The 22,796-nt window shown below is 72.9% G+C and carries 21 protein-coding genes and 1 riboswitch; of the genes, 11 read left to right on the forward strand and 10 right to left on the reverse strand.

Annotated elements, in window-relative coordinates:
- Positions 1-2 precede the first annotated feature (2 nt).
- Genes ACZ5SK_RS00250 through ACZ5SK_RS00265 form a run of 4 tightly spaced genes read right to left on the reverse strand, consistent with a single transcriptional unit; the run spans position 3 to position 1,743 of the window.
- Complete coding sequence (locus ACZ5SK_RS00250; protein WP_334583589.1) at positions 3-638, reverse strand: DUF6286 domain-containing protein; 636 nt, start codon at positions 636-638, stop codon at positions 3-5.
- Positions 635-1,024, reverse strand: coding sequence for an Asp23/Gls24 family envelope stress response protein (locus ACZ5SK_RS00255; RefSeq protein ID WP_334583590.1), 390 nt, complete (start codon positions 1,022-1,024; stop codon positions 635-637). The genes ACZ5SK_RS00250 and ACZ5SK_RS00255 overlap by 4 nt, the downstream gene beginning before the upstream one ends.
- A gap of 8 nt (positions 1,025-1,032) precedes the next feature.
- The gene (locus ACZ5SK_RS00260) at positions 1,033-1,224 is read right to left on the reverse strand and encodes a hypothetical protein (protein ID WP_334583591.1); all 192 of its coding nucleotides are present in this window, start codon (positions 1,222-1,224) and stop codon (positions 1,033-1,035) included.
- Between the two features lie 33 nt (positions 1,225-1,257).
- Positions 1,258-1,743: an Asp23/Gls24 family envelope stress response protein gene (locus tag ACZ5SK_RS00265; protein ID WP_079663166.1), complete on the reverse strand. Its 486-nt coding sequence runs from the start codon at positions 1,741-1,743 to the stop codon at positions 1,258-1,260.
- A gap of 93 nt (positions 1,744-1,836) precedes the next feature.
- Between ACZ5SK_RS00265 and ACZ5SK_RS00270 the strand changes: the two genes are divergently transcribed.
- Positions 1,837-2,547: a nucleopolyhedrovirus P10 family protein gene (locus ACZ5SK_RS00270; protein ID WP_468574993.1), complete on the forward strand. Its 711-nt coding sequence runs from the start codon at positions 1,837-1,839 to the stop codon at positions 2,545-2,547.
- Positions 2,548-2,569: 22 nt separating this feature from the next.
- Here ACZ5SK_RS00270 and ACZ5SK_RS00275 read toward each other — a convergent pair whose 3' ends face one another.
- From ACZ5SK_RS00275 to ACZ5SK_RS00285, 3 genes are all read right to left on the reverse strand, one after another.
- Positions 2,570-3,373, reverse strand: coding sequence for an enoyl-CoA hydratase/isomerase family protein (locus tag ACZ5SK_RS00275; protein WP_334583594.1), 804 nt, complete (start codon positions 3,371-3,373; stop codon positions 2,570-2,572).
- 118 nt (positions 3,374-3,491) lie between these two features.
- Entirely contained in the window at positions 3,492-3,713 is a 222-nt protein-coding gene (locus ACZ5SK_RS00280) for a helix-turn-helix domain-containing protein (RefSeq protein ID WP_004002281.1), read from the reverse strand.
- A gap of 360 nt (positions 3,714-4,073) precedes the next feature.
- Entirely contained in the window at positions 4,074-5,672 is a 1,599-nt protein-coding gene (locus tag ACZ5SK_RS00285) for an ABC-F family ATP-binding cassette domain-containing protein (protein WP_079663163.1), read from the reverse strand.
- Positions 5,673-5,905: 233 nt separating this feature from the next.
- Here ACZ5SK_RS00285 and ACZ5SK_RS00290 point away from each other — a divergent pair, with 233 nt between their 5' ends.
- Positions 5,906-6,319 (forward strand): VOC family protein, encoded by a 414-nt coding sequence (locus ACZ5SK_RS00290; RefSeq protein ID WP_334583595.1) that lies wholly within the window; start codon positions 5,906-5,908, stop codon positions 6,317-6,319.
- Positions 6,320-6,356: 37 nt separating this feature from the next.
- On the opposite strand, the gene ACZ5SK_RS00295 is transcribed toward ACZ5SK_RS00290, so the two are convergent.
- The 3 genes from ACZ5SK_RS00295 to ACZ5SK_RS00305 form a co-directional block, all read right to left on the reverse strand.
- On the reverse strand, positions 6,357-7,793 hold the full coding sequence (locus ACZ5SK_RS00295; RefSeq protein WP_334583596.1) for a hypothetical protein: 1,437 nt from the start codon (positions 7,791-7,793) through the stop codon (positions 6,357-6,359).
- A 169-nt stretch (positions 7,794-7,962) separates the two neighbouring features.
- Entirely contained in the window at positions 7,963-9,096 is a 1,134-nt protein-coding gene (locus tag ACZ5SK_RS00300) for an alpha/beta hydrolase (RefSeq protein WP_361700397.1), read from the reverse strand.
- A 42-nt stretch (positions 9,097-9,138) separates the two neighbouring features.
- Positions 9,139-9,855, reverse strand: coding sequence for a class II aldolase/adducin family protein (locus ACZ5SK_RS00305; protein ID WP_334583598.1), 717 nt, complete (start codon positions 9,853-9,855; stop codon positions 9,139-9,141).
- Positions 9,856-10,054: 199 nt separating this feature from the next.
- Between ACZ5SK_RS00305 and ACZ5SK_RS00310 the strand changes: the two genes are divergently transcribed.
- The 9 genes from ACZ5SK_RS00310 to cobI all read left to right on the forward strand — a co-directional run bounded on the left by ACZ5SK_RS00310 (position 10,055) and on the right by cobI (position 22,746).
- Complete coding sequence (locus ACZ5SK_RS00310; RefSeq protein ID WP_334583599.1) at positions 10,055-11,299, forward strand: inorganic phosphate transporter; 1,245 nt, start codon at positions 10,055-10,057, stop codon at positions 11,297-11,299.
- A gap of 34 nt (positions 11,300-11,333) precedes the next feature.
- The gene (locus ACZ5SK_RS00315; RefSeq protein WP_361700393.1) at positions 11,334-11,555 is read left to right on the forward strand and encodes a hypothetical protein; all 222 of its coding nucleotides are present in this window, start codon (positions 11,334-11,336) and stop codon (positions 11,553-11,555) included.
- A 147-nt stretch (positions 11,556-11,702) separates the two neighbouring features.
- Positions 11,703-11,842: riboswitch (cobalamin riboswitch) on the forward strand.
- 101 nt (positions 11,843-11,943) lie between these two features.
- The gene (locus ACZ5SK_RS00320) at positions 11,944-12,897 is read left to right on the forward strand and encodes a cobalamin biosynthesis protein (protein ID WP_361700390.1); all 954 of its coding nucleotides are present in this window, start codon (positions 11,944-11,946) and stop codon (positions 12,895-12,897) included.
- Positions 12,894-14,402: a cobyric acid synthase gene (locus ACZ5SK_RS00325; RefSeq protein WP_468158763.1), complete on the forward strand. Its 1,509-nt coding sequence runs from the start codon at positions 12,894-12,896 to the stop codon at positions 14,400-14,402. Before ACZ5SK_RS00320 ends, ACZ5SK_RS00325 begins: the two co-directional genes overlap by 4 nt.
- Positions 14,399-18,055: a cobaltochelatase subunit CobN gene (gene cobN, locus ACZ5SK_RS00330; RefSeq protein ID WP_334583603.1), complete on the forward strand. Its 3,657-nt coding sequence runs from the start codon at positions 14,399-14,401 to the stop codon at positions 18,053-18,055. The genes ACZ5SK_RS00325 and cobN overlap by 4 nt, the downstream gene beginning before the upstream one ends.
- On the forward strand, positions 18,052-20,046 hold the full coding sequence (locus ACZ5SK_RS00335) for a putative cobaltochelatase (RefSeq protein WP_334583604.1): 1,995 nt from the start codon (positions 18,052-18,054) through the stop codon (positions 20,044-20,046). The genes cobN and ACZ5SK_RS00335 overlap by 4 nt, the downstream gene beginning before the upstream one ends.
- Complete coding sequence (gene cobO / locus ACZ5SK_RS00340; protein WP_468415125.1) at positions 20,046-20,645, forward strand: cob(I)yrinic acid a,c-diamide adenosyltransferase; 600 nt, start codon at positions 20,046-20,048, stop codon at positions 20,643-20,645. The genes ACZ5SK_RS00335 and cobO overlap by 1 nt, the downstream gene beginning before the upstream one ends.
- Complete coding sequence (locus ACZ5SK_RS00345; protein ID WP_468415126.1) at positions 20,639-22,018, forward strand: cobyrinate a,c-diamide synthase; 1,380 nt, start codon at positions 20,639-20,641, stop codon at positions 22,016-22,018. The genes cobO and ACZ5SK_RS00345 overlap by 7 nt, the downstream gene beginning before the upstream one ends.
- Positions 22,015-22,746, forward strand: a complete 732-nt coding sequence (gene cobI / locus ACZ5SK_RS00350) for a precorrin-2 C(20)-methyltransferase (RefSeq protein WP_361700380.1) — start codon at positions 22,015-22,017, stop codon at positions 22,744-22,746. Before ACZ5SK_RS00345 ends, cobI begins: the two co-directional genes overlap by 4 nt.
- Positions 22,747-22,796 lie beyond the last annotated feature (50 nt).

The following is a 22,796-nucleotide window of genomic DNA, read 5'->3' on the forward strand; positions in this document are numbered from 1 at the left end:
CTTCACCCCTTCTTCCCGGGCCGCCGTACCTGGACCGCGAGCGCGGGCGGCCGGGTCAGGCCCAGGCCGCGGACCGCGTCGGTGAGGACGGCTTCCAGGTCGGCGTGCACATCGTCCAGGTCGCGGAAGTGGGAGACCACGCGGACATCGGCCCTGCGGCGGCCGACGCGCACCCGGGCCGACTGCACGCCGGCGATCTCCATGGCCCGGTCGCGCAGCACCAGGGCGGCCGCGCCGCGGTGGAGGCCGGCGCGGACGTCGGAGTGGGGGCGGGTCATCGGCAGGACGTCCCTCAGGCCCGGGGTGACGGCCAGGACGACGAGCCACAGGCCGAGGGCCGCCGCGACCCCGGCGCCGATCAGCACCCAGACGTCGTCGAGGGGGCGTTCGGCGAGCTGCCGGGCGAGTTCGCGCCGCCAGGCCATGACGGGCCGGTGGGCGCGGACGGCGGCGACGTCGTAGAGGAAGGCGCCCGAGACGACCAGCACCAGCACCGCGACGACGGCGGCGGGGACGCGGCGCGCCGACCAGAACCGGTGGTTGGCGGGGCCTGTGTCACCGCCCTGTCCCGGGTCGGTGTCCTGCGGGGGCTTCTCCAGAACGGGCACAGTGCCCTGCAAGCCTGCGGGCTCGCTCATCGCGTCCTCCCGTGTGCCACGCCGGGGGCCGATGTCAGGTGCAGCCGTTCCACCTGGACGGCGACCTCCGGAACCTCCATTCCCACCAACGCGCCTACCCGCTCGGTGACATGACGACGCACCTCATGACAGCGGGCCCCGATGTCGGTCGGGTAGTCGAGCTCCAGGTGGACTCTGACGTGCGCGGCGTCATGGTGGACGAGGACGGTCGCGTGCGGGCGTCCGGCGTCCGCGGGCAGGGGGCCCACCGCCTCGCGGGCGGCCTGGGCGGCGATCTTCGCCACGACCCGGTCGGCGATCCGGGTCGCGCCGCGACGGCCGGGGGGAACGGCTGCCGAGCGTCCTTCCGGGGCGTCGCTCCCCTCGTTCGCCGTCGCCGTCGTCATCGCCGTCGTCACCGGCGCCGGTCGTCACGGGTGCGGGTGCGGAAGAAGTCGCCGAGTTCCAGGTCCCCTTCCAGGAACCGGCCGACGACGAAGCCGATGGCGCCCAATGCGGCCACCAGCACGAAGGCCCCGAACCCGCCGAAGTATCCGGCGAAGCCCAGCGCCATGCCGGCGATCATGCCGACCACAGCCATGCTCAAGGTGCGCTCCCCTCGGCAGTCCTCACTGCCACGTCACTGGATCCGGGGCTCCGGCTCCTCTTCCTCTTCTTCGGGCAGTTTGACGTCGCTCACCGCGATGTTGACCTCGACGACCTCCAGTCCTGTCATCCGCTCCACGGCCGCGATCACGTTCTCGCGCACGTCCCGCGAGACCTCGGTGATCGACACGCCGTAGTCGACGACGATCTCCAGGTCGAGAGCGGTCTGCACCTCGCCGACCTCGGCCTTGACCCCGCGCGTCACGGACTTCGCCCCGCCGGGCACGCGGTCCCGTACGGCGCCGAAGGTGCGGCTCAGGCCGCTGCCCATCGCGTGCACGCCGACGACGTCCCGTGTCGCCAGGCCTGCGATCTTCTCCACGACTCCGTCGGCGATGGTGGTCCGCCCGCGGGTCGCCGGGTCCCCGCCGCCACGCCTGGCGGAGGCCTTGCGGGTCTGCAGCGGGTCGGCACCGCTGTCAGGGGTCTGCGTCCGGTTCTGCTCCGTTGTCTCGGTCATCGCCGTACGTCCTTACGTCCGGTTCTGTCGTCCCCTCGACCACCGTAAGCGCGGTTGCCCGACAGCGCGCCAGGAATGCGGCAGGCTGGAGGAATGACGGACGGGTGGACGAGTGCGGTACGGCACCAGCTGGGCCTCGGAAGACTGCTCCCCCTGGGTGGGCCGCGCGACGGGGCGTGGATCGCGGAGGACGCGGCCCGCACGGTGCTGCGCCGGGCGGTGGGGGGCGTGGCGGGGGTGCGGTTGGGCGCGCTGCGGATCGCGGCGGTGGACCCGGCGGGGTTGTACGAGCCCGCCGTACCGCCACCGCCGAGCGCGCTGCCGCCCGGACCGCTGCGGGTGACGGCGGAGTTCGCCGCCTCCTCGACCGAGCCGCTGCCGGCGCAGGCTGCCCGCCTGCGCACGGCCCTGGCGGCGGCCGCGACGGAACGTCTCGGCCTGGTGGTGGCGGAGGTGGACCTGCGGGTGACGGCCCTGCTGGACGAGGCCCCGGGTCCCGAGGCGGTACGGCCCGTTCCCGAGCCGCCGCCCGTCGGGAGGACCCAGCACGGCGACGAGGCACGCGCGACCGTCGCCGCCCTGTCCGTGGCAGGGGTGACCCGGATGACCGACGTCCTCGGCCGGGCGGTACGCGTCGAGGAACTGCCGCACGCGACCGCCCTGCCGCACCGCCACGCGCGCGTGGAGATCGCGGTGAGCGCGAACCACCAGGTCCTGGAAGTGGCCCGGGAGGTGCGCGGGGCGGTGGCGCGGGCCCTACGGGATCACCCGACGGTGACCGTCGTGGTCACTGCGGTGGAGTGACGGACGGCCGCCGGGACGCGGCTCATTCGCCCAGGCCGGCCATGTCCCGCAGACGGCGGGACTGGGCGGCGCGCTCGGCGGCGCGCTGTTCGGCGTAGGTGCGTTCGCCGGCGCCGCGCAGCAGGGCCTTGGTCTCGATGACGGCCTCGCGGGGTGCGGCGAGGATCGCCGCGGCCAGCTCACGGGTCGCCGTGTCGAGTTCCCCGGCGGGCACGGCGAGGTTGGCGAGGCCGGAGCTCACCGCTTCCTCGGCGTGCACGAACCGGCCCGTCAGGCAGATCTCGGCCGCGCGGCCGTAGCCGACCAGCGAGACGAGGGGATGCGTGCCCGTCAGGTCGGGTACCAGGCCCAGGCTGGTCTCCCGCATGGCGAACTGCACGTCGTCGGCGACGACGCGCAGGTCACAGGCGAGGGCCAGCTGGAAGCCCGCGCCGATGGCGTGGCCCTGGACGGCGGCGATGGACACGAGGTCGTTGCGTCGCCACCAGGTGAAGCCCTCCTGGAACCCGGCGATGGCGGCGTCGAGTTCGGCGTCGCCACTGCGCGCGAGATCGATGAAGGACCGCTCGCCCTCGATCCCCTCGGGCGTGAACATCTGCCGGTCGAGCCCCGCGGAGAAGGACTTGCCCTCGCCGCGCAGCACGACCACGCGGACGGAGCCCGGCACCAGTCGCCCGGCCTCGGCGAGCGCCCGCCACATCGCGGGGCTCTGCGCATTGCGCTTGGCCGGATTGACCAGCGTCACCGTGGCGAGCGCGTCGTCGACGGTGAGCCGTACGCCGTCCTTGTCGAGCAGGGGAACGAGTTCCTGGTCGGGCGTGGCCATGGGGCGCCTCCGATGAGTGCGGTCAGCTAGCGGTCAGCTAAGTGACTGCACAGTAACCACCCGGCCGATCGAAGGACCGACCGGGTGGCCACCATCGAAGCCGGCGGGCCGCCCGGGGTCAGGACGAGGCAGCCTTCTTGCCTCGTGTCGCCCCGCCACGCCCACGGAGCGTGACGCCCGACTCGCTGAGCATCCGGTGCACGAAGCCATACGAGCGGCCGGTCTCCTCGGCCAACGCCCGGATGCTCGCACCGGAGTCGTACTTCTTCTTCAGGTCTGCCGCGAGCTTGTCGCGCGCGGCGCCGGTCACCCGGCTGCCCTTCTTCAGAGTCTCGGCCACCCGTGCCTCCTCATGGGAAGTGCGCTCTGGTCTCCTCATGATCACCCCTCCGGGGCGCGATGGCCACCCATTCGGCAAGGTCCGTGGATGAGGGTTTTGACGACAGGAGTACGTCCCCACAAGTGGAATCCGTGATTCCACCCGGTGGTGTTCGTGGGACCGAACGGGTTGTTGCGCGAAGTAGCAGGTCAGGGACGCGCGACGGCCGACCCCTTGTCGACAAAGGGATCGGCCGCGAAATCCGTGTAGGACACACCTCGATACGAGGAGATCTCACACAGATGATGGATCACCGGTACGCCGAATGATCCAGAAGAATGATCCACAGGCGCCATCCGGTCCCGTGGATCACGCTCTCGATCAGGCCAGAGCGACCAGATCCGCGTAGTCGGAGCCCCACAGGTCCTCGACGCCGTCGGGCAGCAGGATGATCCGCTCGGGCTGCAGCGCCTCCACGGCGCCCTCGTCGTGGGTGACGAGGACGACCGCGCCCTTGTACGTACGCAGCGCGCCGAGGATCTCCTCCCGGCTGGCCGGGTCGAGGTTGTTGGTGGGCTCGTCGAGCAGCAGCACGTTGGCCGAGGAGACCACGAGGGTGGCCAGGGCCAGCCGGGTCTTCTCACCGCCGGACAGGACACCGGCCGGCTTGTCGACGTCGTCACCGGAGAACAGGAACGAGCCCAGCACCTTGCGGACCTCTACGAGGTCCAGGTCGGGGGCCGCGGAGCGCATGTTCTCCAGGACCGAGCGCTCGGGGTCGAGGGTCTCGTGCTCCTGGGCGTAGTAGCCGAGCTTGAGTCCGTGCCCGGGGACGACCTCGCCGGTGTCGGGCGTCTCCACCCCGCCCAGCAGCCGCAGCAGGGTCGTCTTGCCGGCGCCGTTGAGGCCGAGGATGACGACCCGGGAGCCCTTGTCGATGGCCAGGTCGACGTCGGTGAAGATCTCCAGCGACCCGTACGACTTCGACAGGCCCTCGGCCATCAGCGGGGTCTTGCCGCAGGGCGCGGGCTCCGGGAAACGGAGCTTGGCGACCTTGTCGGAGACGCGGACCGCCTCCAGGCCGGCGAGCAGCCGGTCGGCACGCTTGGCCATGTTCTGCGCGGCGACCGTCTTGGTGGCCTTGGCGCGCATCTTGTCGGCCTGCGAGTGCAGCGCCTGGGCCTTCTTCTCGGCGTTCTGCCGCTCGCGCTTGCGGCGCTTCTCGTCGGCCTCGCGCTGCTGCTGGTACAGCTTCCAGCCCATGTTGTAGACGTCGATCTGGGAGCGGTTGGCGTCCAGGTAGAACACCTTGTTGACGACCGTCTCGACCAGGTCGACGTCGTGGCTGATGACGATGAAGCCGCCGCGGTAGGTCTTGAGGTAGTCCCGCAGCCAGACGATCGAGTCGGCGTCGAGGTGGTTCGTCGGCTCGTCGAGCAGCAGGGTGTCCGCGTCGGAGAACAGGATGCGGGCCAGTTCGACACGGCGGCGCTGACCGCCGGAGAGCGTGTGCAGGGGCTGGCCGAGCACCCGGTCGGGCAGGTTGAGCGCGGCGGCGATGGTCGCGGCCTCGGCCTCGGCGGCGTACCCGCCCTTGGTGAGGAATTCCGTCTCCTGGCGCTCGTACTGGCGCATCGCCTTGTCACGGGTGGCGCCGGAGCCGTTGGCGATCCGCTGTTCGTTCTCGCGCATCTTGCGGATCAGCGTGTCCAGGCCGCGCGCGGAGAGGATGCGGTCGCGGGCGAGGACGTCGAGGTCGCCGGTGCGGGGGTCCTGCGGGAGGTAGCCGACCTCGCCGGAGCGGGTGACCTGGCCGCCGGCCGGGATGCCCTCACCGGCCAGGACCTTGGTCAGCGTGGTCTTGCCGGCGCCGTTGCGCCCGACCAGGCCGATGCGGTCGCCCTTGGCTACGCGGAAGGAGGCGTTCTCGATGAGGATGCGGGCACCGGCGCGCAGCTCGATGCCGGAGGCGGAGATCACGGACAGACTCCAGTGCGGGGTCGTTGGCGGGATGGGCGGCTGAGGACGTTCCCGCCGTCTAATGCGCGAGGAGAATGGCCATGGGGTCATTCTAACGGGACCGTGCAAGCACTTTTTCTGTGTTCGGGTGTTCGATCCGCGCCCGGACCCTTGCCGAGGGCCGTTGTCAGTGGTCGCTGCGAGACTTGACCGCGCATGGCATTTCCGGCAGTGATCACAAGGGAGTGAGCGGTATGGCAGGCACGAACAGCGGGCGCGCGAGCATCTATCCGACGGTGTTGTACGCCGACGCGAAGGCCGCGATCCGCCAGCTCACGGAGGCCCTGGGGTTCACGGAGCTGTCCGTGTACGAGGGGGAGGACGGCGTGGTGATGCACGCCGAGCTGGTGCAGGGCAACGGCGCGGTGATGCTCGGCTCGAAGGGCCGCGGCGGCGTCTTCGACGCGGCGATGAAGGGCGCCGGCCCGGCCGGGGTGTACGTCGTGGTGGACGACGTGGACGCACACCACCGGCGGGCCGTGGAGCACGGCGCGGAGATCCTGATGCCCCCGACGGACCAGGACTACGGCTCCCGGGACTACATGGCCCGGGACATCGAGGGCAACCTCTGGAGCTTCGGCACGTACGCGCCCGAGATACAGGGCTGAGAGGCCCTTCGGGGCCGGGCCAGGGGCCGCCGGGGGCTCAGCTGCCCCCGGTGTGCACCTGGAAGGCGGCCCTGCGGACGGCCTTGGCCAGCGCCGGGTCGGGGTGCGCGGCGGCGAGCGCCACCAGCACCTGCACGGTGCGCGGGTGTCCCACGGCCCGCACCTCGGTCAGCAGGGCGGGCACGGTCGGCTGCAGCGCGGACTCCAGGTGGCGTACGAGCATCGGCGCCTCGCCGTGGTCGGCGACGGCCGCGGCGGTGTCGACCCACAGCCAGGTGGCCTCCTCCCGGGTGAGCACCTCGTGGGCGTCCTCCGGGTCGATGCCGTCGTGCTCGGCGAGCCACAGCAGCGCGTACGGCCGCAGCGCCGGCTCGTCGACGACCGCGCGGACGTCGGGCTCGGCGGGGGCGCCGACGACGCGCAGCGCCTCGAAGGCGAGGCCGCGCAGCAGGGCGTCGTCCCCGCGGGCGGCGAGCAGCAGCTCGGTGACGGCGCTGCCGACGGTCCGGGCGGCGAGCCAGGCGCGGTACTCGGCGCGGGCCGCGTTCGGGCGGAGCTGGGCGCAGCCGCGGAGCATGCCCTCGGCCGACTGCTCGATGTTCCCGGCCGGGCTCTGCGCGGCGACGCAGATCTGCTCCAGCTTGACCCAGACCGCCCAGCTGCCCAGCGGGGTGAGCGTGGCCTGTCCGGCGCCGTAGGTGAGGGCGCCGACGGAGGCGAGGGCGTGCAGGGCCCAGTCGAGGAGGGGGGCGAGCTCGGCGTCCTGCGCGGGCTCCGCCGGGTCGGCCTCGGCGGAGGGGACCGGGGCGAGGGGCGTCGCGGGTTCGGAGCCGGCGCCGTAGGGGACCTCGCAGCGCTCGGTGCGCAGTTCGGTGACGCGCTGGCGCAGCAGGTCCAGGAGCTGCTCGACGGGGACGGGCCCGGCGGACAGCTGGAGGAAGGAGAGCACCTGCGGCATGGCCGAGACGACCTCGGCGACGGCGGCGGCCTCCTGCTCCTCGGGTTCCGGGGAGGCGAGCGACCAGGCGTCGAACAGGGCGACCCAGCCGCGCAGGACGGCGCTGTCGTCGCGGTCCCAGGCGCGCAGCCGCCAGCCGGGGCGGGCGCTGTCGCCGTGCACCTCGACGAGGCCGGCGAGGCGGGCGGTGTCCCAGTCGGCGCGGATCCGGTCCGTGGTCAGGCCCAGATCGCCGGCCGCCCGTTCGGCGGTCGTGTCGGAGAGGGTGGCCTTGCCGTCGGTGGTCGCGGCGTCTCGGCCGGGTCCGAGGGCGTTGTCGGCCCAGCGGGCGACGCGGGCCGCGGCGGCCAGTCCGGAGCGCGCCATTCTGGCCAGCTCCGCGGGGGCCGGGGTGCCCTCCGGCGGGCGGGGTGCGGGGCGGCGCGGGCGCCGCTCGTTCACAGCTGAGGGGGCGGCGGCCAGGGGTCGCGGGCGGACGAGTCGAAGCCTGGAGTCGCGCGGGATACGGGACGTCACGGGTGCAGTCTTCCGGTTGACGGTCCGAAAACCCAAACGGAATGTCACGGCGGGCTACGGGACTGGCCAACGCACGGGGTTCCGCGAAGGGTGGGGAGACGTGTTCAGGCCAGTGGTACGGGCTTAAACGGAACGGTCGCGACCGGTCCGGGCGGGCTCTGCCGCGGGCTCACATGAGGGGGGTGAGGAAGCGGCGCAGGGCCTCCTCGTAGGCCGCCGGGTCGACATTCCACATGGCGCCGTGCGGGGCCTGCGGGACGGTGTGCAGGGCCACGAGGTCGGGCCGGCGGGCGGCGAGGCGGCGGGAGGCGCCCCAGGGGGCGACGGTGTCGTCGGGACCGTGCAGGATCAGGGTCGGGACCGTCAGCCGGGCCGGGTCGGCGGCCGCGTCGCCGTCGCCGGGACCGCCGTGCAGACCGGTGCGGCCCTCGGCGGCGCGGACGGCGAGCGGCAGCAGCGGGCCGGGGGTGTGCCGGGCGGCGGCGAGGGCGCGCAGGGTCGTCCGCCAGTCCAGGACCGGGGAGTCCAGCACGAGCCCCGAGACGAGGTCGCGCAGCCCCGAGTCGGCGGCGGCGCGCAGGGCCATGGTGGCGCCGGTGGACCAGCCGAGCAGGACGACGCGTTCGGCGCCGTAGCGCACGGCGTACCGCATCGCCGCGTCCAGGTCGCGCCACTCGGTCGCGCCGAGGTGGTTCAGCCCGTCCGGGGAGCGGGGTGCGCCGAGGTCGCCGCGGTAGGCGAGGGCGAGCACGGGGAAGCGGCGGCGGTGCAGGAAACCCATGACGTTCAGGGCGTGTTCCCGGGTGGTGCCCAGGCCGTGCACGGCGATCACCCAGGTGCGCCGGGCGCCGGGGACGAACCAGGCGGGCAGGCCGCCCAGTTCGCCGGGGACGTCGATGTCGGCGTGGTCGAGGCCGAGGGCGCTGCCTGGGTCACCGACGTACAGATTCGGGGTGAGCCAGACCGCGTCGCCGGGGTTCAGCGTGCCGTGGGTGACGCGTTCCAGGCGGCGTACGACGGTGTCGGCGGAGTGCGCGGCGGTGGGCAGGACGGCGCCGACGACCGCGTGGGAGCCGTTGCCGGTCAGGCCGTGGGTGCCGGGGCGCAGGGCGGCCAGGTCGCGGGTGAGGGTGATCTGGCCGGCGGCCGTGCGGTGCACCGTGAGCCGGGGTTCGGTGGGCAGGGGCCGGCCGGGCGGCGCCTTCAGCGCGGCGTCGCTGGCGAACCGGCCGACGGCGACACTGGCGGCGCCGGCGGCCAGGGCTGCGGTGACGGCGGCGGCCGTCGCTTTGACAGTGCGCACCCGTCCAGTGTCCTGGCCATCGTCGCGACCGGCCAGTGGAGCTCATCCCCGACGTGAAGGAGGCCGTTGCCCGTACGTCCGCAGCCGTTCCCCCGCCTCCGCGACCTGTTCCTCCGTCAGGAGGGTGGGGTTGCGGCCGGGCAGCGACGAGGCCGTCAGCCACAGCCGGCACATCCACTCCAGCTGGGCCGTGCGGTCGTAGGCCTGGTCGAGGGTGGTGCCGTAGGTGAGGGTGCCGTGGTTCTGCAGGAGGCAGCCGGTGCGGTCGGCGAGGGCCGCGAGCATGTTCTCGGCCAGCGCCTCGGTGCCGTACGTCGCATAGGGGGCGACCCGGACGGCGCCGCCGAGCGCGCCCGCCATGTAGTGGACGAGGGGAAGCTCGCCGACGAGGGTGGAGACGGCCGTGGCGTGCACGGCGTGGGTGTGGACGACCGCACCGGCGTCGGTGGCGCGGTAGACGGCGAGGTGCATGGGCAGCTCGCTCGTCGGGACCAGGGCGCCGAGCACCTGCCGGCCGGTGAGGTCGACGCCCGTGACGTCGTCCGGGGTGAGCCGGTCGTAGGGCACGCCCGACGGGGTGACCAGCACGGTGTCGCCGACGCGCACGGAGACGTTGCCGGAGGTGCCGACGACCAGGCCGTCGCTCACCGTGCGGCGGGCCGTCGCCACGAGCGTCTCCCAGGCGCGCGCCTGGGCCGCACTCCCCATGCCGTCCCGCGCGTCCCGGGACCCCCGCCCGTCGCGCCGCTGCCCAGTCATGCCCCGATCCTGCCGGGTGAGCAGAATCTCTTCAACGGCTGCGCGACCCGGCCGGAGCGGCTCGCGGGCGGCAAGCCGCCGTACGGACCGCACAGTCACCCCGACATCGGACACCCCGAAGCCCCCCTCAGTTCATCTTCCGTTCACTCAGGTTTCCTACGGTCAACCGACCGATGACTTCGAACGATTGCCTGGGTAAATGGAAAACTTCTCGCTGATCCTCGCGATTGTGGTGGTAACCGCACTCGCGTTTGATTTCACGAACGGTTTTCATGACACCGCCAACGCGATGGCCACGACCATCTCGACCGGTGCACTCAAGCCCAAGGTCGCGGTGGCCATGTCCGCCGCGCTCAACCTGGTGGGCGCTTTCCTCTCCGTGGAGGTCGCCAACACGATCTCCAAGGGTCTCGTCGACGAGACCGGCATCCGTCCCGAGGTCATCTTCGCCGCGTTGGTCGGCGCGATCCTCTGGAACCTGCTGACCTGGCTGGTGGGCCTGCCCTCCAGCTCCTCCCACGCCCTGATGGGCGGTCTGATCGGCGCCACCATCGCCTCGGCCGGCTTCGACGCGGTGCACGGCGACGCGCTGGTCACCAAGGTCCTCATCCCGGCGATCGCGGCGCCGATCGTCGCGGGCGTCGCCGCGATGCTCGCGACCCGCCTCTCCTACACCGTCGGCAAGAAGGCCGACGGCAAGGCCGCCGAGAAGGGCTACCGCGCCGGCCAGATCGCCTCGGCCGGCCTGGTCTCCCTCGCCCACGGCACCAACGACGCGCAGAAGACGATGGGCATCATCACCCTCGCCCTGGTCGCCGGGGGCGCCGTGGCCCCCGACTCCGACCCGCCGGTCTGGGTCATCCTCTCCGCGGGCCTGGCCATCGCGCTGGGCACCTACCTCGGCGGCTGGCGCATCATCCGCACCATGGGCAAGGGCCTGACCGACCTTCAGCCGCAGCAGGGCTTCGCCGCCCAGACCAGCGCGGCCACGGTCATCCTGGCCTCCTCCCACCTCGGCTTCTCCCTCTCCACCACCCACTCGGTCTCCGGCGCGGTGATGGGCGCGGGCCTGGGCCGCAAGGGCGGCGTGGTCCGCTGGTCGACGGCGACCCGCATGTTCGTGGCGTGGGGCCTGACGCTGCCGGCGGCGGCGCTGGTGGGCGCGCTGGCCGAGTCGGTCACGGACCTCGGCGACTGGGGCACGGCGGTCGTGGCCGTCTTCCTGGTGGCCTCCAGCGCGGCGATCTGGAAGATCTCGCGACGCGAGGTCGTCGACGCGTCCAATGTCAACGAGCCCGAGGAGTCGCCGGGCGTGATCACCACGGCGATCGCGGCGGTGACCCCGCCTCCGACGAGCACGGTGACCGAGGACCTGACGGCCACGATCCCGTCCCCGGCGACCGCGACCACCGAGCCCGCCACTCCCCCGGCCGCGGCCGTCTGAGCCCGCGCACCCGGTACGAAGGAAGAGAACCAGCATGAAGATCGACTGGGCAGCCCTGGGCTCCGTCTTCGGTGTCAGCCTCGCGGTCACCGTGGGCCTCGTCACCCTGTTCACCCTGGGCGTCATGGGCCTGTCCCGCCAGGAACGCGCCACGACGGAGGGCGGCTCGGCCACTCTCGCGGTGACGGGCGCGTACGCCTGCTTCGCGGCGTGCGCGGCGGCGGTGGCCTACGGGATCTCCCTGATCGTGGCCTGAGGCGTACAGGTTTCTCACCCGGCCCTGCCCGCGGTCGCCCTCATGGGCGGCGGCGGGCAGGGCCGAGTCGTGCTCTGCGCGCCGTGGGACCAGGCCGATGTGGGGTTCTGCACACTCTCCCCGTGCAGGTCAACAGCAAGTTGACGGCTCTTCCGGGCCCGTGGTGGACTGCCCGAGCCATGTACGGCGGCAGAAGAGGAAGCCGGTGCGAATCCGGCGCGGTCCCGCCACTGTCACCGGGGTAGTAAGCCCCGGGAGCCAGGAACTCTCGCCGCCGGTCTCGTCGAACCAGGGCGTGGACACCCTGAGTGAGGACATATCGCCATGCCCGCTTGGCCGTTGAGGCACACCACCAGGTCGCTGCCCGACCCCACGGCCGGCTGAGCCCGTGCATGCCGATCGCGTTCACGCGTACGGCGCCGCCGCCGGCCTCTTCGGTGACCTGCTCCTCGGCGATCCCCGCCGGGGGCATCCGGTCGCCGTGTTCGGGCGGACGGCCGCAGCCGTGGAACGGCTGCTCTGGCGCGACCACCGCGGCTGGGGCACCGTCCACACCGTCGTGTGCGCCGGTGGGGTCGTGGCCCTGGGAGCGGTCGCCCGCAAGGCCGTACGTCCCTCTTCGGCCGCTTCTGTCGGCCTCACCGCCGCCGCCACCTGGGCCGTCGTCGGCGGAACCTCTCTCGTTGGGGAGGCCCGTGCCATCGGGCGGGCCCTCGAAGCGGGGGACGTCGAGGCCGCCCGGGAACGGCTGCCGCATCTGTGCGGGCGGGATCCGCAGGCGCTGGACGCGGACGGGATGGCGCGGGCCGTCGTGGAGTCGGTCGCCGAGAACACCTCCGACGCCGTCGTGGGGGCGCTCGTGTGGGGGGCCGTCGGCGGGGTGCCGGGGCTGCTCGGATTCCGGGCCGTCAACACCCTCGACGCCATGGTCGGGCACAGGTCGGCCCGGTACCGGCGGTTCGGGTGGGCCTCCGCGCGGCTCGACGACCTCGCCGGGTGGCCGGGGGCGCGGCTGACCGCCGTACTGGCCGCCGTCGCGGGGGATGATCCGCGGGCCGCGCTGCGGGCCTGGCGGGCGGACGCCGGCCGGCATCCCAGCCCCAACGCCGGGCCCGTCGAGGCCTCCTTCGCGGGCGCGCTCGGCGTGCGGCTGGGCGGGACGCTGTCGTACGGCGGCCGGGTGGAGCACCGGCCGGTGCTGAACGGGGCGGCCGGGCGGCCCGTCGCCGTCCACGACATCGAACGCGCCGCACGGCTCTCGCGCCGCGTCGGCCTGCTGGCGCTCGGCGTCACCGTCGCCGCGCGCGCCATCGTCACGACAGTGAAGGGGCGGACGACATGAGCGGGGGACTTCTCGTCGCCGGCACCACCTCCGACGCCGGCAAGAGCGTCGTCACGGCCGGGATCTGCCGGTGGCTGGTGCGGCAGGGCGTCAAGGTCGCGCCGTTCAAGGCGCAGAACATGTCCCTCAACTCGTTCGTGACGCGCGAGGGCGCCGAGATCGGGCGGGCGCAGGCCATGCAGGCGCAGGCGTGCCGGGTCGAGCCGACCGCCCTGATGAATCCCGTGCTGCTCAAGCCCGGCGGAGAGCAGAGCAGTCAGGTCGTGCTGATGGGCAAGCCCGTCGGCGAGCTCAGTGCCCGCGGGTACCACGGCGGGCGGCAGCAGAAGTTGCTCGGGACCGTGCTCGACTGTCTCGCCGAGTTGCGGGGCACGTATGACGCCGTGATCTGTGAGGGGGCGGGTTCTCCCGCCGAGATCAATCTGCGGCGGACCGACATCGTGAACATGGGGATCGCCCGTAACGCGCGGCTTCCCGTGCTCGTGGTCGGTGACATCGACCGCGGCGGGGTCTTCGCCTCCTTCTTCGGGACCGTCGCCCTGCTCTCGCCCGAGGACCAGGAACTCGTCGCCGGGTTCCTCGTCAACAAGTTCCGGGGCGATGTCAGCCTCCTGGAGCCCGGGCTCGACATGCTGCACGGCCTCACCGGGCGGCGGACGTACGGCGTCCTGCCTTTCCAGCACGGGCTGGGCATCGACGAGGAGGACGGACTGCGGGTCTCCCTGCGGGGGACCGTGCGGGAGTCGAACGTCGCGCCGCCCGCGGGTGAGGACGTGCTGCGGGTCGCTGTCTGTGCCGTCCCTCTCATGTCCAACTTCACCGACGTGGACGCGCTGGCCGCCGAACCGGGCGTCGTCGTGCGGTTCGTGGACCGGCCGGAGGAGCTCGCCGACGCCGACCTCGTCGTCGTTCCGGGGACCCGGGGGACCGTGAAGGCCCTGGAGTGGCTGCGCGAGCGGGGACTTGCGGACGCCCTCGTCCGCAGGGCCGCCGAGCAGCGGCCCGTCCTCGGCATCTGCGGTGGCTTCCAGGTCCTCGGCGAGCACATCGAGGACGAGGTCGAGAGCCGGCGCGGGCATGTGCAAGCGCTCGGAGTGCTGCCCGTGCGGGTGCGGTTCGCCCGCGAGAAGACCCTCACCCGGCCGGTCGGGGAAGCCCTCGGGGAGCACGTCGAGGGGTACGAGATCCACCACGGGGTCGCCGACATACGCGAAGGGGAACCCTTCCTGGACGGCATCCGGGTCGGCCAGACCTGGGGCACGCACTGGCACGGCTCGCTGGAGTCGGACGGGTTCCGGCGGGCGTTCCTGCGCGAGGTGGCGGCCACCGCGGGCCGTCGTTTCGTGCCGGCGCCCGACACCTCGTTCGCCGCGCTGCGCGAGGAGCAGCTCGACCGGCTCGGCGACCTGATCGAACAGCACGCGGACACCGACGCGCTCTGGCGGCTCATCGAGTCGGGCGCGCCGCAAGGACTGCCTTTCATTCCACCGGGAGCGCCCGCATGAGCACAGTGTTGTTGTTGTCGACCGCCGACACCGATCTGCTGGCGGCCCGGGCCGCTTCCGGCGCCGACTACCGGATCGGCAACCCGACCCGGGTGGATGTGGCGCGGGAGCTGCCCGGTCTGCTGGACGGCGCCGACCTCGCCGTCGTCCGGCTGCTCGGCGGGAAGCGGGCCTGGGAGGACGGGCTCGCCGCGCTGAAGGCGTCCGGTGTGCCGACCGTGCTGCTGGGCGGCGAGACCGTGCCGGACGCCGAGCTGATGGCCGAGTCGTCGGTGCCGGCCGGTGTGGTGGCCGAGGCCCTCAAGTACCTCGTCGAGGGCGGGCCCGCCAACCTCACCGAACTCGCCCGGTTCCTCTCCGACACCGTGCTGCTGACCGGCGAGGGGTTCCTCGAACCGCAGAAGATGCCCGAGTACGGCGTCCACGGCGAGCGGGCGTTCGTCGAGGGCCGGCCGACCGTCGGCGTGCTCTTCTACCGGGCCCACGAGCTGAGCGGCAACACCGCGTTCGTGGACACCCTGTGCGACGCGATCGAAGCCCGCGGCGCCAACGCCCTTGCCGTGTACTGCGGTTCGCTGCGCGGGGCGGACCCCGGGCTGTACGAGATCCTGGGGAGGACCGACACGCTCGTCGCCACCGTCCTCGCCGCCGGCGGCACCCACGCCTCGGAGGCCTCGGCGGGCGGGGACGAGGAGGCCTGGGACATCGGGGCGCTCGCCGACCTCGACGTGCCGGTCCTGCAAGGACTGTGCCTGACGTCGTCGAAGAGCACCTGGGACGGGTCCGACGCCGCCCTCTCCCCCATGGACGCGGCGATGCAGGTCGCCATCCCGGAGTTCGACGGGCGGATCATCACCGTCCCCTTCTCCTTCAAGGAGCAGGGCCCCGACGACGTCCCGGTGTACGTCGCCGACCCCGAGCGGGCCGGACGCGTCGCCGGAATCGCCGTACGGCACGCCCGGTTGAAGCACAAGGCGAACGCCGACAAAAAGCTCGCGCTCGTCTTCACCGCCTACCCGACGAAGCACTCGCGGGTCGGCAACGCGGTCGGCCTGGACACCCCCGCCTCGGCGGTGAAGGTGCTGGACGCGCTGCGGGACGCCGGGTACGGCGTCACCGAACACCCCGACAACGGCGACGAGTTGATCCACCGGCTCATCAACGCCGGCGGCCACGACGTCGAATGGCTCACCGAGGAGCAGCTGGCCACCGCGCCCGCCCGGGTGCCGCTGGCCGACTACCGGGCCTGGTTCGACAAGCTCGATGCGAAGCTTCGGGACGCCATGGTTCAGGCGTGGGGCGAGCCGCCGGGCTCGCTGTACGTCGACGGCGACGACGTCGTGCTCGCCTCCCTGCAGTTCGGGAACGTCGTCGTGATGATCCAGCCGCCGCGCGGTTTCGGCGAGAACCCGATCGCGATCTACCACGACCCCGACATGCCGCCCTCCCACCACTACATGGCCGCGTACAGGTGGCTGGAGAACTCGTTCGGCGCGGACGCGATCGTGCACATGGGCAAGCACGGCACGATGGAGTGGCTGCCGGGCAAGGGGCTCGGGCTGAGCGGCGGGTGCGCGCCGGACGCCGTCCTCGGTGACCTGCCCCTGATCTACCCGTTCATCGTCAACGACCCCGGCGAGGGCACGCAGGCCAAGCGGCGCGGACACGCCACCGTCGTCGACCATCTCGTCCCGCCGATGGCCCGCGCCGACACCTACGGCGACCTGGCCAAGCTGGAGCAGCTCCTCGACGAGTACGCGCTCGTCTCCGATCTGGACCCGACGAAGGCGCCGGCGGTGCGCGCGCAGATCTGGACGCTGGTGAAGGCGGCCGAGCTGCACCACGACCTGCACGTCGACGACCAGCCGGACGACGACGCGTTCGACGAGTTCGTCATGCACATCGACGGCTATCTGTGCGAGATCAAGGATGTGCAGATCCGCGACGGTCTGCACATCCTCGGCGGCGGGCCGGTGGGCGAGGCGCGCGTGAACCTCGTGCTCGCCGTGCTGCGCGCCTCGCAGGTGTGGGGCGGACAGGCGAACGCCCTGCCGGGTCTGCGGGCGTCGTTCGCGGCCCATTTCGGGCTCAGCGAGAAGGAGTTGCTGGCCGAGCCGGGCGCGCCCGTGAAGGCGCCGGTCGAGCTGACGGACCTCGTCGAGGGTCCGTCGCGGTCGGCCGCCGACGCCATCGACCTGCTGGAGCAGCTGTGCCGGCGGGTCGCGGAGGGCATGGAGGAGCGCGGATGGGCGGTCGCCGAGAGCCGCGCCCTGGTGCGTGCGGTGCTGGGCACCGCACTCCCGGACGCCGTCGCGGTGTTGGAGTTCGCTTGCACCGAGGTCGTGCCCCGGCTGGAGAAGACCACCGACGAGATCGGCCACATCCTCAAGGCACTCGACGGCGGATACGTCCCCGCCGGTCCGTCCGGTTCGCCGACGCGCGGACTGGTCAACGTCCTGCCGACCGGCCGCAACTTCTACTCGGTCGACCCCAAGGCCATTCCGTCCCGGCTGAGTTGGGAGGTCGGGCAGGCCCTCGCGGACTCCCTCGTGCAGCGCTACCTCCAGGACACCGGCGCATACCCGAAGTCCGTCGGCCTGACGGTCTGGGGCACGTCCGCGATGCGCACCCAGGGCGACGACATCGCCGAGATCCTGGCGCTGCTGGGCTGCCGTCCGGTGTGGGACGACGCCTCGCGCCGCGTGACCGGGTTCGAGGTGGTCCCGCTGGAGGAGCTGGGCCGGCCGCGCATCGACGTGACCGTCCGCATCTCCGGGTTCTTCCGGGACGCGTTCCCGCACGTGGTCGGGCTGATCGACGACGCGGTGCGGGCGGTGGCGGAGCTGGCGGAGCCCGCCGAGTCCAACTTCGTGCGCGCGCACGTCGACGAGGACGCCGCCGAGCACGGCGACCGGCGGCGGGCGAGCGCCCGGATCTTCGGCTCCAAGCCGGGTGCGTACGGGGCGGGGCTGCTGCCGCTGATCGACGCCCGCAACTGGCGCTCCGACGCGGACCTCGCCGAGGTGTACGCCGTCTGGGGCGGCTACGCCTACGGGCGCGGACTCGACGGGCGGGCGGCGCGCGGCGACATGGAGACGGCGTTCAAGCGGATCGCCGTCGCCGCGAAGAACGTCGACACCCGCGAGCACGACCTCGTCGACGCCGACGACTACTTCCAGTACCACGGCGGCATGGTCGCCATGGTGCGGCACCTGACCGGCGCCAACCCCGAGGCGTACGTGGGCGATTCGGCCGTCCCGGACCAGGTGAAGACGCGGACGCTCGGCGAGGAGACGCACCGGGTGTTCCGCGCCCGGGTGGTCAACCCGCGGTGGATGGCTGCCATGCGGCGGCACGGCTACAAGGGCGCCTTCGAGATGGCGGCGACCGTCGACTACCTCTTCGGCTACGACGCCACGGCGGGCGTCGTCGACGACTGGATGTACGAGAAGCTCAGCGCGGAGTACGTCTTCGACCCGGAGAACCGGGACTTCATGAAGAAGTCCAACCCGTGGGCGCTGCGCGGGATCACCGAGCGGCTCCTGGAGGCCGCCGACCGCGGGCTGTGGGCCGAGCCGGACGCCGACACGATCGAGCGGCTGCGCGCCACCTATCTGGAGCTCGAAGGCGACTTGGAGGGCGACGAGAAGTGAGTACTCCTTTCCCGTTCACGGCCGTCGTCGGCCAGGACGACCTGCGGCTCGCGCTGCTGCTGAACGCCGTGTCGCCGGCGGTGGGCGGTGTGCTGGTCCGCGGTGAGAAGGGCACCGCCAAGTCGACGGCGGTGCGGGCGCTTTCGGCGCTGCTGCCCGAGCTGGACGTCGTCTCCGGCTGCCGGTTCTCCTGCGACCCCGGCTCCCCCGACCCCGCCTGCCCGGACGGGCCGCACGAGCCGGGGGCGTTCGCGACCCGGCCCGCGCGGATGGTCGAGCTGCCGGTGGGCGCCTCCGAGGACCGGCTCGTCGGCGCGCTGGACATCGAGCGGGCGCTCGCCGAGGGCGTCAAGGCCTTCGAGCCGGGGCTCCTCGCCGACGCGCACCGCGGCATCCTCTACGTCGACGAGGTCAACCTCCTCCACGACCACCTCGTCGACCTGCTGCTGGACGCGGCGGCGATGGGCGCCTCGTACGTCGAGCGCGAGGGCGTCTCCGTACGGCACGCCTCGAAGTTCCTGCTCGTCGGGACGATGAACCCCGAAGAGGGCGAACTGCGGCCGCAGTTGCTCGACCGGTTCGGGCTGACGGTGGAGGTGGCCGCCTCACGCGAGCCCGACCAGCGGGTGGAGGTCGTACGGCGGCGGCTCGCCTACGACGACGATCCGCAGGGGTTCGCCGCGCGGTGGGCGGACGAGGAGACCGCCGTACGCGCCCGGATCGCGGCGGCGCGTGCGCTGTTGCCGTCGGTGCGGCTGGGCGACGGGGCGCTGCGGCAGATCGCGGCCACCTGCGCCGCCTTCGAGGTGGACGGCATGCGGGCCGACATCGTCATGGCGCGGACCGCCACGGCGCTGGCCGCCTGGGCCGGGCGGACGGACGTGCTCGCGGAGGACGTGCGGCAGGCGGCGCTGCTCGCGCTGCCGCACCGCCGACGCCGTAATCCCTTTGACGCGCCCGGACTCGACGAGGACAAGCTCGACGAGACGCTGGAGGAGTTCTCCGGCGAGAGCGAGGGCGACGGCGACGAGGATCCCGATCCGGACGGGCCCGGCGGGGGCGGCGGACAGCCGCCGTCCGAGGGGCCGCAGGCCGACGGCGGCTCCGGTGCGCGGCCCGAGGCCGGGGAGGGCGGCGAGCCGCAGACGTCGGGGGCTGCGGAGCAGTCCGCCGTACGCTCCTCCGAGCCGTTCCGGACGAAGGTGCTGAGCGTGCCCGGGATCGGCGAGGGCGCCGCCGGGCGGCGTTCGCGGGCGCGGACCGAGCACGGCAGGACGACAGGTGCGCGGCGGCCTCGGGGGGCCCTGACCAAGCTGCACCTGGCCGCGACCGTGCAGGCAGCCGCGCCGCACCAGCGGGCGCGGGGGCGCTCCGGGCGGGGGCTGGTGGTGCGGCGTGACGATCTGCGGCAGGCGACCCGGGAGGGGCGTGAGGGCAACCTCGTGCTGTTCGTGGTCGACGCCTCGGGGTCCATGGCCGCCCGGCAGCGGATGAGCGCGGTGAAGGGCGCCGTGCTGTCACTGCTGCTGGACGCCTACCAGCGGCGGGACAAGGTGGGGCTCGTGACGTTCCGGGGGGCGGCGGCCGAGGTGGCGTTGCCGCCGACGTCCTCGGTGGACGCGGCGGCGGTCCGGCTGGAGTCGCTGCCCACCGGTGGGCGGACGCCGCTCGCCGCCGGGCTGCTCAAGGCGCACGCCGTGCTGCGGGTGGAACGGCTGCGGGATCCGGCGCGGCGCGCGCTGGTCGTGGTGGTGACGGACGGACGGGCCACCGGGGGGCCGGAGCCCGTGGCGCTGGCCGGGCGGGCGGCTCGGTTGTTCGCGGCCGAGGGCGTCGCCTCCGTGGTCGTGGACTGCGAGTCGGGGCCGGTGCGGCTGGGGCTGGCCGGGCAGCTCGCGGGTGAACTCGGCGGTACGGCGGTGACATTGGACGAGCTACGGGCGGACAGCATCGCCGGGCTGGTGAAGGACGTACAGAGGAGGGCCGCGTAATGCCGCAGGGACAGCCGAGTGTCGTACCGGACGACGGGCTGACGACCCGTCAGCGTCGGAACCGTCCGCTGGTCGTCGTCCACACCGGGATCGGGAAGGGGAAGTCGACCGCCGCGTTCGGGCTCGCGCTGCGCGCCTGGAACCAGGGGTGGCCGATCGGGGTGTTCCAGTTCGTCAAGTCCGCGAAGTGGAAGGTCGGCGAGGAGAACGCGCTGCGGGTGCTGGACGCCAGCGGTGAGGGCGGGACCGTCGACTGGCACAAGATGGGCGAGGGGTGGTCCTGGGTTCAGCGGGATGCCCAGATGGACAACGAGGAGAAGGCCCGCGAGGGCTGGGAGCAGGTCAAGCGGGACCTCGCGGCCGAGACGTACCGGCTGTACGTGCTCGACGAGTTCGCGTACCCCATGCACTGGGGGTGGGTCGACACCGATGAGGTGATCGATGTACTGCGCGACCGGCCCGGGACCCAGCATGTCGTGATCACCGGGCGGAACGCGCCCGAGAAGCTGGTCGGCTTCGCCGATCTCGTCACCGACATGTCCAAGGTCAAGCACCCGATGGACGCGGGGCAGAAGGGGCAGAAGGGCATCGAGTGGTGAGTGCCGTTCCCCGGTTGGTCATCGCCGCGCCCTCCTCGGGCAGCGGCAAGACCACCGTCGCCACGGGGCTGATGGCCGCGTTCGCCGCGCGGGGGCTCGCCGTGTCCGCGCACAAGGTCGGGCCGGACTACATCGACCCCGGGTACCACGCGCTCGCCACCGGGCGGGTGGGGCGCAATCTCGACGCGTATCTGTGCGGGCCGGAGTTGGTCGGGCCGCTGTTCGCGCACGGTGCGCGCGGGTGCGATCTGGCGATCGTCGAGGGCGTGATGGGGATGTACGACGGGGCCGCGGGGGAGGGCGAACTGGCGTCCACCGCGCAGGTGGCGAAGTTGCTGCGGGCGCCGGTGGTGCTGGTGGTGGACGCCTCGTCGCAGTCACGGTCGGTGGCGGCGTTGGTGCACGGGTTCGCTTCCTGGGATCCGCAGGTGCGGGTCGGGGGCGTGATCCTCAACAAGGTCGCCTCGGACCGGCACGAGGAGCTGTTGCGGGAGGCGTTGGAGTCGGCCGGGGTGCCCGTGCTGGGCGTCTTGCGGCGGGCGCCGCAGGTGGACACGCCTTCCCGGCATCTCGGGCTGGTTCCGGTCGCCGAACGGCAGGCCGCCGCAGTTGACTCCGTCAGGGCGATGGCAGCGCAGGTCTCTGACGGATGTGACCTGGGCGCGCTGGAGGCACTCGCCCGTGCTGCCGGGGCCGTCCCAGGGGGCTCTGCCCCCTGGACCCCCGTCTCGCCCACCCACGACCACCCGCCTCGGTTGGACAGGAAGCGGGCGCCCGTGGTTGCCGTCGCCGGTGGGGCCGCGTTCACCTTCTCCTATGCCGAGCACACCGAACTGCTCGCCGCCGCCGGCGCGGAAGTGGTCACGTTCGATCCGCTGCGGGACGAGTCCCTCCCCGAGGGGAGTGCCGGGGTCGTCATCGGGGGCGGTTTCCCCGAGGTGTACGCCGCCGAGCTGTCCGCCAACGAGCGGCTGCGCAAGGAGGTCGCCGCCCTCGCGGAGCGAGGCGCGCCGGTGGCCGCCGAGTGCGCCGGGCTGCTGTACCTGTGCCGGGAGCTGGACGGGCAGCCCATGTGCGGCGTGCTCGACGTCACCGCCCAGATGTCCGACCGGCTCACCCTCGGCTACCGGGACGCCGTCGCCGTGAGCGACAGTGTGCTGGCGCCGGCCGGGACGCGGATGCGGGGGCACGAGTTCCATCGCACGGTCGTGGATCCGGGGTCGGGAGCGGTCCCCGCGTGGGGTGTGCGGACCCCCGAGCGGCGCGTCGAAGGCTTCGTACAACAAGGTGTGCACGCGAGTTATCTGCACACGCACTGGGCGTCCGAGCCCGGTGTGGCCCGTCGGTTCGTGGAGAGGTGCCGGACGTCATGAGCAGCAAGCTGGTCGGAGTCGGGGTGGGTCCCGGGGATCCGGAGCTGGTGACCGTCAAGGGCGTCAACGCGCTCCGGGCCGCCGAGGTCGTCGTCGTGCCCGTGATGGACAGCGGTGAGCGGGGGCGGGCCGAAGCCACCGTGCTGCACTACGTGCCCGAGGACAAGGTCGTACGGGTCGTGTTCGCGTTGAACGAGCGGACCGACCGGGCGCGGCGGGAGGCCGCCTGGGACGCCGCCGGGGAGCGGGTCGCCGAGCTGCTGCGAGGGCACGGCCAGGTCGCCTTCGCGACCATCGGCGATCCCAACGTGTACTCCACCTTCACCTACCTCGCGCAGACCGTCGTGGAGCTGGTGCCGGGGACCCGTGTCGAGACCGTGCCGGGCATCACCGCGATGCAGGATCTCGCCGCCCGGTCGGGGGCGGTGCTGACCGAGGGCACCGAACCCCTGACCCTGGTGCCGGTGACCGCCGGTTCCGCCGTGCTGAAGGACGCGCTCGCCGGGCCCGGGACGGTCGTCGCGTACAAGTTCGGGCGGCAGGCCGCCGAGGTCGCCGAGGCGCTCAGGGAGACCGGGCGGATCGGGGACGCCGTGTGGGGGTCGGCGCTCGGGCTGGCGGAGGAATCCATCCGGCCCGCCGCCGAGCTCGACGGCGAGCCGCTGCCCTACCTGTCGACGCTCATCGCTCCCGCGCGACGCGAGAGCGGGCGGGGCGGCAAGCTGTGAGACCCGCCCTCCGGGCAGACGGCGCTGCTTTGCGGACACGACCTGGCCGC

The sequence above is a fragment of the Streptomyces sp. NPDC031474 genome, assembly GCF_055581185.1.